The 14,141-nt window shown below is 71.7% G+C and carries 18 protein-coding genes; 1 reads left to right on the forward strand and 17 read right to left on the reverse strand.

Features of this window, described 5'->3' with window-relative positions; all coding sequences use genetic code 11:
• Positions 1-32: 32 nt before the first annotated feature.
• From KYX17_RS24125 to KYX17_RS24140, 4 genes are all read right to left on the reverse strand, one after another.
• Complete coding sequence (locus KYX17_RS24125; protein ID WP_243230402.1) at positions 33-866, reverse strand: flagellar motor protein MotB; 834 nt, start codon at positions 864-866, stop codon at positions 33-35.
• The gene (locus KYX17_RS24130; RefSeq protein ID WP_243230409.1) at positions 863-1,666 is read right to left on the reverse strand and encodes a motility protein A; all 804 of its coding nucleotides are present in this window, start codon (positions 1,664-1,666) and stop codon (positions 863-865) included. The genes KYX17_RS24125 and KYX17_RS24130 overlap by 4 nt, the downstream gene beginning before the upstream one ends.
• Complete coding sequence (locus KYX17_RS24135) at positions 1,666-1,929, reverse strand: flagellar FlbD family protein (protein WP_243230411.1); 264 nt, start codon at positions 1,927-1,929, stop codon at positions 1,666-1,668. Before KYX17_RS24135 ends, KYX17_RS24130 begins: the two co-directional genes overlap by 1 nt.
• Before the next feature lie 170 nt (positions 1,930-2,099).
• Positions 2,100-2,804, reverse strand: a complete 705-nt coding sequence (locus KYX17_RS24140) for a GntR family transcriptional regulator (protein WP_243230412.1) — start codon at positions 2,802-2,804, stop codon at positions 2,100-2,102.
• A 403-nt stretch (positions 2,805-3,207) separates the two neighbouring features.
• Between KYX17_RS24140 and KYX17_RS24145 the strand changes: the two genes are divergently transcribed.
• Positions 3,208-4,218, forward strand: coding sequence for a Fic family protein (locus KYX17_RS24145; protein ID WP_243230428.1), 1,011 nt, complete (start codon positions 3,208-3,210; stop codon positions 4,216-4,218).
• Between the two features lie 59 nt (positions 4,219-4,277).
• Here the strand turns inward: KYX17_RS24145 and KYX17_RS24150 are convergent, their stop codons facing one another.
• The 13 genes from KYX17_RS24150 to fliS form a co-directional block, all read right to left on the reverse strand.
• Entirely contained in the window at positions 4,278-5,435 is a 1,158-nt protein-coding gene (locus tag KYX17_RS24150) for a flagellar hook protein FlgE (RefSeq protein WP_243230430.1), read from the reverse strand.
• A 15-nt stretch (positions 5,436-5,450) separates the two neighbouring features.
• Positions 5,451-5,873: a flagellar hook assembly protein FlgD gene (locus KYX17_RS24155; protein ID WP_243230440.1), complete on the reverse strand. Its 423-nt coding sequence runs from the start codon at positions 5,871-5,873 to the stop codon at positions 5,451-5,453.
• A 14-nt stretch (positions 5,874-5,887) separates the two neighbouring features.
• A complete protein-coding gene (locus KYX17_RS24160; protein WP_243230459.1) occupies positions 5,888-7,342 on the reverse strand; it encodes a flagellar hook-length control protein FliK in 1,455 nt (484 codons plus the stop codon).
• Complete coding sequence (locus KYX17_RS24165; protein ID WP_243230461.1) at positions 7,339-7,761, reverse strand: flagellar export protein FliJ; 423 nt, start codon at positions 7,759-7,761, stop codon at positions 7,339-7,341. The genes KYX17_RS24160 and KYX17_RS24165 overlap by 4 nt, the downstream gene beginning before the upstream one ends.
• Entirely contained in the window at positions 7,758-9,053 is a 1,296-nt protein-coding gene (locus KYX17_RS24170) for a FliI/YscN family ATPase (RefSeq protein ID WP_243230471.1), read from the reverse strand. Before KYX17_RS24170 ends, KYX17_RS24165 begins: the two co-directional genes overlap by 4 nt.
• Positions 9,050-9,655 (reverse strand): FliH/SctL family protein, encoded by a 606-nt coding sequence (locus KYX17_RS24175; RefSeq protein WP_243230473.1) that lies wholly within the window; start codon positions 9,653-9,655, stop codon positions 9,050-9,052. Before KYX17_RS24175 ends, KYX17_RS24170 begins: the two co-directional genes overlap by 4 nt.
• Positions 9,645-10,649 (reverse strand): flagellar motor switch protein FliG, encoded by a 1,005-nt coding sequence (gene fliG / locus KYX17_RS24180; RefSeq protein WP_243230481.1) that lies wholly within the window; start codon positions 10,647-10,649, stop codon positions 9,645-9,647. Before fliG ends, KYX17_RS24175 begins: the two co-directional genes overlap by 11 nt.
• A complete protein-coding gene (gene fliF / locus KYX17_RS24185; RefSeq protein WP_243230482.1) occupies positions 10,646-12,295 on the reverse strand; it encodes a flagellar basal-body MS-ring/collar protein FliF in 1,650 nt (549 codons plus the stop codon). The genes fliG and fliF overlap by 4 nt, the downstream gene beginning before the upstream one ends.
• Complete coding sequence (gene fliE, locus KYX17_RS24190; RefSeq protein WP_374208988.1) at positions 12,295-12,627, reverse strand: flagellar hook-basal body complex protein FliE; 333 nt, start codon at positions 12,625-12,627, stop codon at positions 12,295-12,297. The genes fliF and fliE overlap by 1 nt, the downstream gene beginning before the upstream one ends.
• On the reverse strand, positions 12,627-13,019 hold the full coding sequence (locus KYX17_RS24195) for a flagellar basal body rod protein FlgC (protein ID WP_243230484.1): 393 nt from the start codon (positions 13,017-13,019) through the stop codon (positions 12,627-12,629). The genes fliE and KYX17_RS24195 overlap by 1 nt, the downstream gene beginning before the upstream one ends.
• Positions 13,016-13,360, reverse strand: coding sequence for a flagellar basal body rod protein FlgB (locus tag KYX17_RS24200; RefSeq protein ID WP_243230485.1), 345 nt, complete (start codon positions 13,358-13,360; stop codon positions 13,016-13,018). Before KYX17_RS24200 ends, KYX17_RS24195 begins: the two co-directional genes overlap by 4 nt.
• A 109-nt stretch (positions 13,361-13,469) precedes the next feature.
• Positions 13,470-13,757 (reverse strand): hypothetical protein, encoded by a 288-nt coding sequence (locus tag KYX17_RS24205; protein ID WP_243230487.1) that lies wholly within the window; start codon positions 13,755-13,757, stop codon positions 13,470-13,472.
• Positions 13,754-14,140, reverse strand: a complete 387-nt coding sequence (gene fliS, locus KYX17_RS24210; RefSeq protein WP_243230497.1) for a flagellar export chaperone FliS — start codon at positions 14,138-14,140, stop codon at positions 13,754-13,756. Before fliS ends, KYX17_RS24205 begins: the two co-directional genes overlap by 4 nt.
• Position 14,141: the final 1 nt, after the last annotated feature.

Consider the following 14,141-nt stretch of genomic DNA (forward strand, 5'->3'; position numbering starts at 1 on the left):
TGACTGCGGACTCTCGTAAGCAGCGGTGCGGTTCAGAATCGGGGCTGGGCCCCCTGGAGATCGGGGAGCAGTCGGCGCACCTCCTCATCGGCGGAGGAGAGGACGACGACGTCCACGCGTCGGTTCTGCGCCATGGCCTGCTCGGTGCTTCCCTCGGCGGCCGGTCTCGCGTCGCCGAATCCGACGGACCGGATCTGGCCGGGATCGATCCCGTCGACCTCCACGAAATGCCGGAGCACCTGCGTGGAACGCCCCACCGACAGCTCCCAGTTCGTCGCGAACGGCGCGACGGCCGAGCGCTGATCCGCGTGGCCCTCGATCGAGATCTCGTTCGGCACATCCACCAGCACTCCGCCGAGCGCGTCCAGCAGCGTCACCGCTTCGGGGGTCAGCTGCGTGCTGTTGGTGGCGAAGTACGTCTCCGCGCTGACCAGGCCGATCGTGAGTCCCCGTTCGTCGATCGTGAACGTCGCCGCGTCCGCGAGGTCGTGCTCGACCAGCGCCTGACGCAGTCGATCGCGCAGCGCCGTGAGCTCGTCGAGCTCGGCTTCCGCGGCATCGAGCTCGGCCTCCGCGGCGTCGATCTCGGCCTGCATGAAGCCGGCGCCGTCCTCCTCGAGGAGTTCGGCCGGGACGACGACCCCCTCGGAGACGTCGCGCACCTCGGAGGGGTCCTGCCCGAACCCCGTCGCGAGCGACGCGCTGAGCTGCTCGAACTTCTCCTTGTCCACGGTGGACATCGCGAACAGGACGATGAACATGCACATCAGCACCGTGATCATGTCGAGGTACGAGGCCATCCACCGCTCGTCCGGCCCCTCCTCGCCCTCGGCGGAGGCCAGGTGGCGCCGTGCCCTGACGCTCACGACTCGAGCACCGTCTCGTCCGCGGTCGACGTGGTCCGGGACCGGCGCGGTGCCCGTCGATCGGAGACCAGTGCGCGCAGGCGCTCGCCGACGAAGTGCGGGGGAGAGCCGGCCTGCACGGCCAGCATGCCCTCCATCATCACCGTCATCCGCTCGATCTCCAGCTCGCCGAGCCGGCGCAGGCGGCCGCCGATCGGGAGCCAGATGAAGTTGGCGGAGAGCAGGCCCCACAGCGTCGCGACGAACGCCGCGGCGATGAGGGGTCCGAGCGTCGACGGCTCATCCAGCTTCTCGAGGACGTGCGTGAGCGAGACGACGGTTCCGATGATGCCGACGGTGGGCGCGAACCCGCCCAGCGTGCTGTAGAAGCGGGCGGCGGTGCGGCTGCGGGCGGCCGCGGACGCGATCTCGTCCTCCATCACGAGACGGAGCTCCTCGGCATCCGTCCCGTCCGCGATGCTCTGCAGCGACTGCTTCAGGAAGGGGTCGGGCTCGTCGTCCACGAATCGCTCCAGGGCGAGCAGCCCCTCGGCACGGGCCGTCTCGGCGAAGCCGACGATCGTGTCGATGACGGCCTGCGCCGTCCGGCGTTCGCCGCGGAACGCGCGCGGCAGAGCCTTCACCGCCACCACGGCGTCGCGCATCGTGCCGCTGGCGATGCCGACGGCGATGGTCCCTCCGAACACCAGCACCATGGGGGCGGGCAGCAGGAGGGCGGCGAAGGAGGCGCCCTCGAGCGTGATCATCGCCAGAAGCGCCCCGAAGGCGAGGACGAGTCCGAGCAGCAGTGCGGGATCCATCAGGCCTCCTCGCGGGGGTCGGTCGGCCCGGCGATCGCACGCTCGGTCGCGCCGTCGTCGGATGCCTGCCGGCGGGCCGCAGCGGCGAGCACGCGCGCCCTGAGGTCGATGATCTGCTCGATCACCTCGTCCATCGTCTCGGTGATGACGAAGGTGGCGCCGTCGACCATGATCAGGGTGGTGTCGGGGGATGCCTGGATGCGCTCGATGAGGTCGGGATTCACCGCGAACCGGGTACGGTTCAGGCGCGTGACGACGATCATGGGCGATTCCATCCTGGAAGGTGCGTCCGGGCGGGGCCGGACCCGACGGCCCGTCCTGGGCCATCGGTGATCACTGTCGGCAGGAGGAGGCGCGGCGTTAGCCGGGGACGGAAGCTCGTGTGCACGCACGGGGTCCGCAGCGGCGGATCGCCCGAAGCGAGCCCATCGGCCTACGCGGCGGCGTCGATGGCGAAGCCGACGCCGGCGGCCCCGATCAGCCCGCACTGCACGCGGAAGAGGCGCTCTGCGGCATCCGCATCCCGCGTCAGCATCGCCAGGCGCAGGCGGCGGTAGGTGCCGCGGCGCTGCTCCGGGGTGCCGAGGTCGACGCGTGCTCGGCGCAGGTCGCGCTCCAGCACCGCGTTCTCGTTCGCGAGGACGCGGGTCAGGAAGGGGTTGCCGGCATGACGGATGATGAAGACCACGAATTCCCGCGACGAGAGGACGAGGGCGTCGGCGTCGTCGCGATCGGATGCCTCGATCATGCGGTCGAGCAGCGCGACGGCGTCCGTCAGCTCGGTCTCGCGCATCCGGCCCACCGCCAGCTGCAGGGCATTGCCCGCCTGCAGCACCGCGTACTCGAGTGTGCTCGCGGCCTGCTCGGGAGTGACCTCGGTCACCCGCGTATAGCGGCTGGCGGCGACCTCGACGAGGCCGACGACCGTCAGACGCCGCAGCGCCTCGCGGACGGGGGTCCGCGAGATGCCCAGCGCCTCCGCGATGGCCTTGTCGTTCAGCTGCTCACCCGCCTCGAGACGTCCGTCGACGATCGCGGCGCTGAGCTCCTCGTGCACGCGGTCGCTGAGCGAATGCTGACCGCTCGCGGGAAGACTCAGAATGTCTTCCCAGTGCACGTTCTCTCGTTCTCTTCCCATGTCCTCGGCCTTCTTGCTCGCCGTGAACCCCCCAGTTCACCTCCCAGCCTACGCCTCGTGCCGAGCACGGAGCGCACGCCTGCCTCCCGCTACTGTCGGCATCCCGGCTCGTGCGGTCAGCAGAGGTGAGGGTGTCGACCTCTTTACTCAGGTTTGGACGCCCTAAACCTGAGTAATTCGTGGAATACTCGCGATTATGGCAATTGAGAGAAGGGGATCTGGGCAGGATTCCTGGCCTGCGCACACGGTCGATACGCTGCCGTGGCGTCAGCAGGTGCGCGGGGGCACCCGCGCTGATCGCATGCTGTCTTCGGTGGACACGATGACTCCGCCGATGATCTCGTCCCTCGATTACATGCCACCGATCGCGACGATGGTGATGTCGGAGTCGGCCCTGCTCGCCGTGGCGCAGGCGGACACCGAAGCTGAGGGGCATTCGGCGGCGATGAGCCGGTTCATGATGCGGACTGAGTCGGTCGCTTCGTCGAAGATCGAGCGCATCACCGCCACGGCAGTCGACTATGCCAAGGCACTTGCGGGGAATCGATCCAACAGCTCGGCTACCAGCATGGTGGCCGCGAGCACCGCTCTTCATGATCTCGTGACGGGGGTCGCCGACCACGGCCGGTTCTCGCTGGACGGTCTCGTCGCCGCTCATCGAGCCCTGATGAAGGACGACCGCTACGAGTCCGACTACGCGGGGCGGCTCAGGGACATGCAGAACTGGATCGGCGGCGGTGACCACTCACCCCGTGATGCCCTGCACGTGCCACCGGCGCCGGAACGGGTGCCGGCGCTGATGGAGGATCTGATCGATTACCTGAACCGCGACGACGTTCCTGTGATGGTGCAGGCGGGCATCGGGCACGCGCAGTTCGAGTCGATCCACCCGTTCGCCGACGGCAACGGGCGCATCGGCCGCGCTCTCGTCTCGGCCGTGCTTCGAAGACGCGGCGTGACGCGCAATGCCGTGGTGCCTCTTGCCAGTGGGCTGCTTGCCAGGCGCGAGGACTACTTCGCAGCTCTCGGGGACTACCGCCGGGGCGATCCTGCACCGCTGATCGACCTGTTCGCGAGCTCGGCGCGCGCGGCCGCCGTGTGCTCCCGTGAATCGATCGCCCGCATCAAGGCTCTGCCCGATGAGTGGGCAGCCGAACTCAAGCCGAGATCGGGTTCTGCCGTCGCGGCGCTCATCCCTGCCTTCTATGATCACCCTGTCATGGCGGCCGCCGAGATCGAGCGGCGCGCGGGTGCGTCGGAGCAGCAGACATACCGCGCGATCGCGCACCTTGCCGAAGCCGGGTTCATCCAGGAGATCACCGGACGCAAACGAGACCGGGTCTGGGTCGCAGCCGAGCTGCTGGCAGAGCTCGACGACCTCGACCGGCGGATCCAGGCGGAGATGGCGGGCTGAACCGCGGCGAGACCTCTCGCGCCCGAACACCGGTCCGATGCCCTTGCGCGCCCCGAGCGTCAGCGCTTGAGGTTCGTCAGCTCCTGCAGGACCTCGTCGCTCGTCGTGATGATGCGCGCGTTCGCCTGGAACCCGCGCTGCGCCACGATGAGGTTCGTGAACTCCTGCGACAGGTCGACGTTGGACATCTCCAGCGCCCCGCTGACGATGCCGCCGATGCCGTCCTGACCTGCCGCGCCGACCGTGGGCTCGCCCGAGTTGGCGCTCGGACGGTAGTGCGAGGATCCGGCCTTCTCGAGGCCGCCGGGGTTGACGAAGCCGGCCAGCGCGAGGCGCGCGAGCACGGCGGTGTCGCCGTTGCTGAAGGTGCCGACCAGGCTGCCGTCCTCGGTCAGGGCGTAGGAGAGCAGTGTGCCTGCGGGGGCGCCGTTCTGTTCGCCCAGCGCCGCTGTGCTCAGCTCGGCGTACCCGGTGAGACCGGACAGGTCGACCGTGACGCCGCCCGAGACGATCGTGCTCGCGCCGGTCTGCTCGCCGTTCACGAACGCGAGAGAGGTGGTGGAGGTGCCGTCGGTGACGTCCCAGCCGGTCGCCGTGCGCGTGAAGGTCAGCTGCAGCTGTCGTGCCGCACCCTCGGCGTCGTAGACCTCGAGCTCGCGGACGATCGTCTCGCCCACGGCCTTGTCCGAGGGGAGGTTGCCCGCGGCGGATGCTGCGGTCGTCGCGCGCCCAGGAGCGATCGCGCCCACCGGCAGCGTGATGGTTCCGACACCCTGACCCGGGACGATCGCGCCGTCCTGGGCCGTCCAGCCCTGAACGAGTGCGCCGTCCGCCGTGACGAGCCGACCGGCCGCATCGAACGAGAACGCGCCGTTGCGGGTGTACAGCGTCTCTCCGCCCGCGCGCACCATGAAGAATCCGTCGCCGGCGATCATGAGGTCGGTCGGCACGCCGGTCGCCTGCCGCGACCCGGAGGCGAAGTTGGTGGTGATCGCCGAGATCTGCACGCCGAGGCCGACCTGAGCGGGGTTGGAGCCTCCGGCGTCGGCCTGGGGCAGGGTGGAGTTCTGCACGAGCTGGGCGAGGGACTCCTGGAACTGCACCGAGGAGGCCTTGAATCCGACGGTGTTGACGTTGGCGATGTTGTTGCCGGTGACGTCCAGCATGGTCTGGTGCGAGCGCAGGCCGGAGATGCCGGCATAGAGGGAACGGAGCATGATCTGCCTTTCGTTTCAGGACTTCAGGGTGAGGCCGGACACCGCGTCGAGCGCGACCGGGGTGTCCCCGATCGTGACGATCGGGATGGGACCGGCGAAGGACACGGAGCTGACGATGCCGGACTGCTCGACGCCGTCGGCGTCGACGTACTGCGCCTCCTGGCCGATGAGCGCGGCGGCCGTCTGACGCATGCTGAGCGCGAAGCTCTCGGTGGTGGTGGCCGCCAGCGCGGTCAGCTGCTCCATCGAGGCGAGCTGCGTGGTCTGCGCGATCATCTCGTTCGTGTCCATGGGGGAGCTCGGGTCCTGGTTGGACAGCTGCGTCACCAGCAGCTTCATGAACACGTCGGCGTCGAGCGTCTGCTTCGGCGCGGGGGTGCTCGCGGCGCTGTTCGCGTCGACGGCGGCGGTTCCGGTGATCGGGGGGATGGTGGTCATGGGGCTCCTCGTTGTCAGGCGAACACGTCGATGCCGGTGGTCGGTGCGGATACCGGGGGCAGCGCGGGAGTGTCGAGGCCCGTCTCCGCACCCGTGGCGGACGCGTTAGCGCCGGGAACGACGCGGCCTCCCGCGGCACCCGGCTCGGGCGATCCGTCTCCGCCCTGGTCCGTCCGGCCCGACGGAGCGTCGTCGGCGGCGGCATCCTGTCCGCCCAGGGACAGGGAGGAGGACGGGGTCGCCGCGGCGAGGTCCCGCCGCAGGTCGGTGAGGATCGCGCGCAGGGCCTCGCGCCCGGCATCCGTCGCCGAGGCGAGCTCGACGTGCAGGACGCCGCCGGCGACATGGGCGCGCACCGTCACGGGTCCGAGGTTCTCCGGCGAGACGGTCAGGGTGATGGTGTGCTCGCCGTCCGGGGCCTGGGCCAGGGCGATGACGGGCGCGGAGAGCTGCGGCAGCAGGCCGGCCCGCGCCGGGGCGGATGCCGCGGCCGCCGTCGTGACGGCCGGTGAAGCGGATGCCGGTGCCGGGGATTCCACGGGCAGGGCGGCAGGGAGCGGGTCCGCGGCGACCGCCGGCCCCGTCGCGGCCGGGCCGGCGGGCGCCGCCGATGCGGGAGAGGATGCCGGGAGAGCGGGGTCCGCGGTCGTCGGCGCCGCGGGTGTGAACGAGGCAGGAGACGGCGCCCCGGAAAGGGCGGCAGGCCGGTGAGCCTCGGGTGCGGTTGCCGATACTGTCCCACGTGGCGCGAGGACGGCGTCCCTGGTCGTCGCCCCCTCGGGCGGAGCCGCGTTCGTCGGCGTCGAGGCGGCCGCGGTCTCCTGACGCGTCGCAGTCCTCGATGCCGAGGCGGCAGCCGCGCCTGTCGCGGGAGCGGTGGCGACCGCCGGAACCGGTCCGGGGTCTGGGACCGCTGCCCGACCGGATGCCGATCCGGCGGGGCTCGCAGCGGAGACCGCGGAGCTCTCGCCGCCTTCGATGGGGGGCCCTGCTGCGCCCGGAACCGTCGCGGACGCGTCGGTGACGGACGCGGAGGGCGCGGGCGAAGCACCCTCCGGGACGGCGTCCGTGGTCGATGCGGACGGGGCGCCGGTCGGCGGGATCGTGTCCGCCACGGCTTCACCGGTGGGGAGCGCCCCGGCGGCGAACGCGGGAGCGAACACGACGCTCGCCTCGCCGCCGATTCCGCTGATCGGGGAGGGAACCGGTGCGACGGCCTCGGGGCGTCCGGCGTCGCCGCTGCCGAGGCCGACGCCGGACACGTCGCCCTCCGCCGGTCCGGCCTCGAGGCCGGACGACCCCGTGCCGGCCGGAACCCCATCGGCGGCGATCCCCTCCGGGGCGGGACCCGCGAGTTCCTTGCGCACGGTCTCGGCGAAGGCGCCCGCGCCCGACGGCGTGCCGCCGCGAACCGGGTGAGGCACGGAGGCCGCGCCGCCGAGTGCGGGGAGCATTCCGAGCAGCGTCATGTCGCACCCTCCGCCCTGGCGCGACCGGCGATCTCGTCGATGTCGTTCTGCTCCTGTCTCAGCGTCTCGGCCTCCTGCCGCGCGGCGTGAGCGTCGGCGAGGCGCTCCAGCGCCCGCACCTGGCGACGGGCCTCGCGATGCGCGTCGCGGGCGTCGGCCAGCGCGGCCGAGCGCAGGTCGGCGAGCGAGGCGAGGTCGCCGAGCTGCCGCCGAGCCGAGACGCGCGCCGCGGCGATCGCGGCCAGCGTGCGCACGTCGATCGCGTCGGATCCCGACGCGTCCAGCGCGGCGCGGGCGACGCGCTCGCGGGCCTTGGCCTGATCCGCGTCGATGACCGCGCGCGAGAGCCGCTGGGCGGCCGCGCGCTCCTGGATGCCGCGGACGCGCAGCAGCCCCGACAGCGAGAACCCCCGGCTCATGAGACGTCCCCGAACGCCGTGACCAGCGCATCCAGCCTTCGCCAGGACTCCTCGAACCTGCTGGACTCGTCCAGATCCTGGGTGAGGAAGGCGGTGATGGCCTGTTCGTGCTCCAGCGCGGCGTCCACGCGCGGATTCGCCCCGGCATGGTACGCGCCGATGTCGATGAGGTCGTCGGCTCCGCGGCGGGCGGCGAGGACCGCGCGCAGACGCCGGACCTGCTCCCGCTGCGCGGCCGAGGTGATCTTCCCGGCGACGCGGGAGATCGAGCCGAGCACGTCGACGGCGGGATGGTGGCCGGAGACGGCGAGCCGCCGGTCGAGCACCACGTGCCCGTCGAGGATCGAGCGCGCCGCGTCCGCGATCGGCTCGTTGTGGTCGTCGCCGTCGACGAGCACCGTGTAGATGCCCGTGACGGAGCCCGAGCGGCCGGTGCCGGCACGTTCGAGCAGGCGCGCGAGCGTCGAGAACGTCGAGGGCGGATAGCCGCGGGTCGCGGGCGGCTCGCCGGCGGACAGCCCGATCTCGCGCTGGGCCATCGCGACGCGCGTCAGCGAGTCCATCATCAGCACGGCGTGCGCCCCGTCGTCGCGGAACGACTCCGCGATGCGGGCGGCGGTGAACGCGGCGCGCAGGCGCGCCATCGCCGGCTGGTCCGAGGTCGACACGACGACCACCGACCGCGTGAGGCCTTCCGGACCCAGGTCGTCCTCGATGAACTCGCGCACCTCGCGGCCGCGCTCGCCGATCAGGGCGATGACCGCGGCATCCGCCTGCATCCCGCGCGCGATCATCGACAGCAGGGAGGACTTGCCGACGCCGGAACCCGCGAACAGGCCCATGCGCTGACCGCGGCCCACGGTCGCGAGAGTGTCCAACACGCGGATGCCGAGCGGAAGCGGCGCTGTGATGCGTTCCCGGCCGATCGCCGACGGCGGCACGGCGTGCATGCTCACGCGGGGGGCGCGCAGCGGGCCCTTGCCGTCGATCGGGTTCCCGAGGCCGTCCAGGACGCGGCCCAGCAGGGCCGGTCCGGTCGGCACGAGCGGTGCTCCGCCGCGGCGGCGGACCGGGGCGTCCAGAGCCAGGCCGTCGATCGGTGCGAGCGGCATGCACCTCGCGCCGTCGCGGTCCAGCGCGACGACCTCGGCCAGGGCGTCATCGCCCAGCTGGACCACGTCTCCGACGGCGCACTCCACGCCGCGCACCTGGACCCCCAGGCCCCGCACCTGCGAGACGCGTCCGATCCGCTCGGGGCGGGCCGCCTCCAGCACGTCGGACCAGCCGCTCATGACTCCTCCTCGAGGATGCTCCGGCGGGCGCGCTCGAACGCGGATCCGATGCGTGCGTCGATCAGGCCGTCCGCGACCACGACGATCGCATCGCCGCGCGCGAGATCGTCGTCGGCGCGCAGCGGGACACCGTCGGGCAGGGCACCGGAGAGTTCGAGGGCCTCCAGATCCTCGGGATGCAGACGGACCTCGAACCCGTCGTCCGTCCGTGCCGCGGCCAGGGCGCGCTCGACGGCGGCGATCGCCGCCCGCCCTGGGCCCGTCAGTTCGCCCGCGACGATCAGCTCGGCCAGCTCGATCGCCCGGCGCAGGAGCAGCTGATCCTCCTGCGCCGCGACGGCGTCGCGATGAGCGGCGAACTGCGCCGCAGCGGCCTCGACCGCCGACACGACCCGCCCCAGGCTCGCGTCCGCCTCGGCCTCGCGTGCGCGCCTCACCGCGTCCTGCCGGCGCGCCAAGGTCTCGACCGCCGCTGTCGCGACGCGGAACCCCTCGGCGTGCCCGTCCGCGTAGCCGCGCCGGCGCGCCCTCTCGCGTTCCCGCTCGGAGTCCTCACCGAGCAGGCGCGGGTAGGCCGACGGGCGGAAGGCGTCAGTAGACATACTCGTCCTCGTCGGAGCGCTGGACGGTGATGTCGCCGGAGGCCTCCAGGGTGCGGATCAGCCGCACGATCTCGGCACGCGCCTCCTCGACCTGGGACATCCGCACCGGTCCCAGCGCCACGGCCTCCTCCGCGAGGTTCTCGCGGTTGCGCTCGGAGATGTTCCGGTTGATCACGTCGAGGATCGCCTGGTGCGCCCCCTTCAGGGCGATGGCGAGCGAGCGGATGTCGATGCTGCGCAGGACGCGCTGGGCGTCGCGGTCCTCGAGCTTGACGATGTCGGCGAAGGTGAACATCCGGGACCGGATGTCCTCGGCCAGCACGCTGTCGCGATCCTCGATGCTCGCCAGCAGCGCCTTCTCGATGGTCGCGTCGGAGCGGTTGATGATCTCGACGAGCGGCTGCACTCCGCCGAGCGCGTCGGGGCTGTCCTTGCTGGAGAACAGGCCGGTGCGCGCCTTCAGCGCCTCCGCGACCACGGTGATCGCCTCCTGTGTCGCCGTCCCCATGGTGGCGATGGCATGGGCGACATCGGCGCGTGCGGCATCGGGCAGCGCCGCGAGGACGGACGCCGCCTGGTCGACGGGAAGGTGCGCCAGCACGAGCGCGACGGTCTGGGGGAGCTCGCCGTCCAGCAGCGTCGCCAGCTGCGCCGGCTCCGCCGCGCCGAGGAAGTCGAAGGCGGAGTTCGACAGGGTGGCGCTGGCACGGCCGAGCACGGCGGCGGCCCGCTCGGAGCCGAACGAGGCCTGCAGGAGCACCTCGGCGACGTCGCGTCCGCCGCGGGCGGGCGGCAGGTGCCCGGTGGCCACCCGCTGGAACTCGGCGAGGGCCCTGGCCGTGGTCGCGGCGTCGAGATCCTGCAAGCCGATGATCTCGGCGGCGACCGTCTCGGCCTCCGCCTCGGACAGGTGCTTCATGACCTCGATCGCATGCGCGCGATCGAGGTTCATGAGGACGATGGCGGCGGTCTGCGGACCGGTGAGGCCGGTCATACCGCTGCCCTGTCGTCGAGGAAGCTGCGCATGAGCTCCGCGGTGCGCTGCGGATCGCTGCGGGTCAGGGCATCCAGTTCGGCGCGGCGGCGCTCGAGGCTGACCTGGGCCGGCTCCGAGTTCAGCTCCCGTTCGAGTTCGGGGTCGGGCTCCGGCGGGGTGACCTCCAGGACGGCCGTGGGCGCCTGCTGCTCCAGCGCCGTCTGCGCCGTCCGGAACGGATCCGTGGCCGCAGGCAGTTCGGACAGCGGCGGCGGACGTTCGCCGAACAGCGAGTCGAACTCGTCCTGCTTGCGTGCGCGTCGCCGGGTGCGGACGAGGTGCGCGATGACGCCGGCGAGCAGGGGGACCGCGATCGCCGCGGCGATGATGAGCGCCGTCGTCAGAGCCGACAGGCGCTCGGCCTCGGCGGCCTCCTTCGCCGACTGGAGGGCGGCCTGCGCCGCGTCGGCATCGGTCTGGCTGAACGAGACGAGCTCCACCGACAACCCGTCGCCGCGCTGCGGGTCGATGCCGGCGGCTGCCGCGACCAGGTCCTCGAGCTGGGCCACCGTGATGTCGGTCGCCGCGTCCGCGTCGACCGCCACGGACACCGACTGGCGGGTGATCGACCCGGCGGGCGTCGTCGTCGACTCGACGAGCTTGTTCACGACGTTGTTGCGGGTCTCCTCGGTCGATTCGTACGCGCCGTCGCCGGCGCCGTCGGGCACGGCGATGTTGTCGGGGCCCAGCACGCCCGCGTCGGTGTCGCCGCCGTTGCTGGTCTCGGTGCGGGTCTGCTCGGACAGCGGAGGGGCTCCCTCCGCTGGCGTGTAGGTCTCCTCCAGCCGCTCGCTGACCGACCGGTCGATCTCGGCCACGACGGACACCTTCGCGTTGCCCGCGCCCACGACGGCGTCGAGCATCTGCTGGACGGCGGCCGTGACGCGTGCCTCGTGCTCGCCGGACTGCTGGTCGACGCCGCCGACGGTCCCGGTGCCGACGGCCGACAGCGTCGTGCCGGTCTGGTCGATCACGGCGACGTTCTCGGCCTTCAGGCCGGAGACGGATGCCGAGGTGAGGTGCACGATCGCCTCCACCTGATCGGCGCTCACCGCGGTGCTCCCGTCCGTCTCGACGAACACCGAGGCCGTCGGATCGACCGTCTCGGAGACGAAGACGCTCTCCTCGGGGATCGCGAGCTGGACCGACGCCGCCGACACGCCGTCGAGCGCGGCGATGGTCGCGGCGAGTTCGCCTTCGATCGCGCGCTTGTAGGTGACCGACTGCTGGAACTCCGAGGAGGTGACCCCCATCTCGTCGAGCAGCGTGTACCCGCCCGAGCTCGCGCTGGGGATGCCCGCGGCCGCGGCCGTGAGGCGCTGGTTGTACACATCCGCCTCAGGGACGAGCACGGTGCCTCCGCCGTCCGTGAGCTCGTAGGAGACGCCGGCCGAGCGCAGCTGCTCCACGACCGTGTTCGCGTCGGTCGCGCTCAGGCCGGAGAACAGCGGAGTCATGTGAGGGCGGCTCATCCAGCTGACCAGCGCGATCGCGCCCAGCAGCACGGCGGCGATGCCGATGATCGCGAACGTGCGCTGAGCGAGGGTGAATCCGGCGACCGCGCGGCCGAGCCGCTGGAAGACGCCGGTGACGGCCTTGGGCATCAGGCCTGCATCCGCATGATCTCATTGAAGGCGTCGACGCCCTTGTTGCGCACGGCCGCCACGAGCTCGAGTGTGACGGCGGCGCGGCTCGAGGCGATCATCGACGCATGGATGTCGTTCAGATCGCCCGTGACGGCCGCGACCTTGAGGGAGTCCGACTCCTTCTGCAGGCCCTGCAGCTCGTCGACGGCGTCGGCCATCCGCGTCGCGAAGCCGGAAGCGCCGTCTGTACTCTCCGGCGCCCCCGGGACCGAGATGCGATCCGCGACGGTCGGGACGGCGGAGAGGCCGGACGCGACTCCCGCGATCGACTCGATGCCGCCCAGCGCCATCAGCTGCGTCCGATCTGGAGCGCGGACTCATACGTGTTGCGGGCACGGTCGACCACGGCGGCGCTGGCCTCGTATCCGCGCTGAGCCAGGATGAGCTGGCTCATCTGGTCGCCGAGGTCGATGTCCGGAAGCCGCACGAAGCCCTCGGCGTCCGCGAGCGGGTGATCGGGCTGGTAGGCGAGCCGCCCCTCGGCGTCGCCGAGAGCGGTACCGGCGACGTAGACGCCCGGTGAGGCGTCGCTGGTCTGCACGAGCACGTAGCGTTCGCGGAACGCCGCACCGTCGGTCGCGGAGACGGTATTGATGTTGGCGATGTTGTCGCTGAGGGCGTCCAGCCACTTGCGGTGGACGGTCAGCCCGGTGCCGGCGATGCCGATCGCGTCGAAGGTCATGACGTCGTCCGCATCGCCGTGCGCAGAGACGAGAAGGAGCCGTTGATCGCCTGCGTCGCGAACTGGTACCGCAGCATCGTGTCGATGCCGGACAGCGTCTCGGTGTCCAGGTTGACGTTGTTGCCGTCCAGGCGCGTGGGCTCGAGGGACCGCGCGGTCGTGGCCGTGACGTCTCCGTCGCCGGCCGCCACCGAGGACGCCAGCGCCTCTTCGAACAGCACGCGCTTGGCGTGATAGTCGGGGGTGTTGATGTTGGCGATGTTGTCGGCGATCGCGCGCTGACGCAGCGCGAGGCCGTCCAGGGCGCTCGAGAGCGCCGTCATGGTCACAGAATCGAACACGAACTCGGTTCCCGTCGGTGGCGAGGTGGCCGATCCCTGGCCGCATCTGGCGAGCTATCCCTGCTCGGAATGCTCTATCGGACGCCGCGTCCGGTTCGTAAGCCGCCGCTCACGCCTGCGTGTCGAGATACGCCGAGCCTCCGCGTGCGGCCGGGATCCGTCCCAGCGCGTCCCGCTGGCCGCGGAGGTCGCGCAGCACGGCGCGAGTGCGCGCGCGCTGCGCCCTCTGCCGATCGAGCAGCCGGCGCACGCGGCCTTCGAGCTCGCGAGGCAGCGGCGCCGCGGGCGGCTCCCAGGGGGCGAGCACTTCGCCGGAGGCCTCGTCCCCGGCCGCCGCGATCGTCTCGAGATCCCGCTCGAACCGCTCCAGTAGGGCGACCCACGCAGGATCGGTCATGCGGATGCCGCCCCGAGATCGGCGGACGCCGCATGCCACGCGTCGCGCAGCGGTGCGACGAGTTCGCGGCACGCGTGCGCCTGCTGGGGGTCGCGATCGACGTTGGCGGCGATGAGCGTCCGGGTCAGGAACGCGTAGATGTCGCGCAGTCCCTGACTGCCGCTCCACGCGTCGGTGAGCGTCGCGGACAGTTCGGCGACGATGGCCTGCGCGTGCTGCAGCTGCCGGTTCGCGTCGGCCCCGTCGCCGCGGCGCAGCGCGGCCTCCCCGCGATCGATGTCCAGCAGCAGCCGGTCGTAGAGCATTGTGAGGAGGCGCTGCGGTGTGGCCGACAGCACGGCCTCCTCCTGATAGCGCTGCTGCGCGCGGACGGCGGCGTTCATG

The sequence above is a fragment of the Microbacterium sp. CIAB417 genome (genome assembly GCF_022788845.1).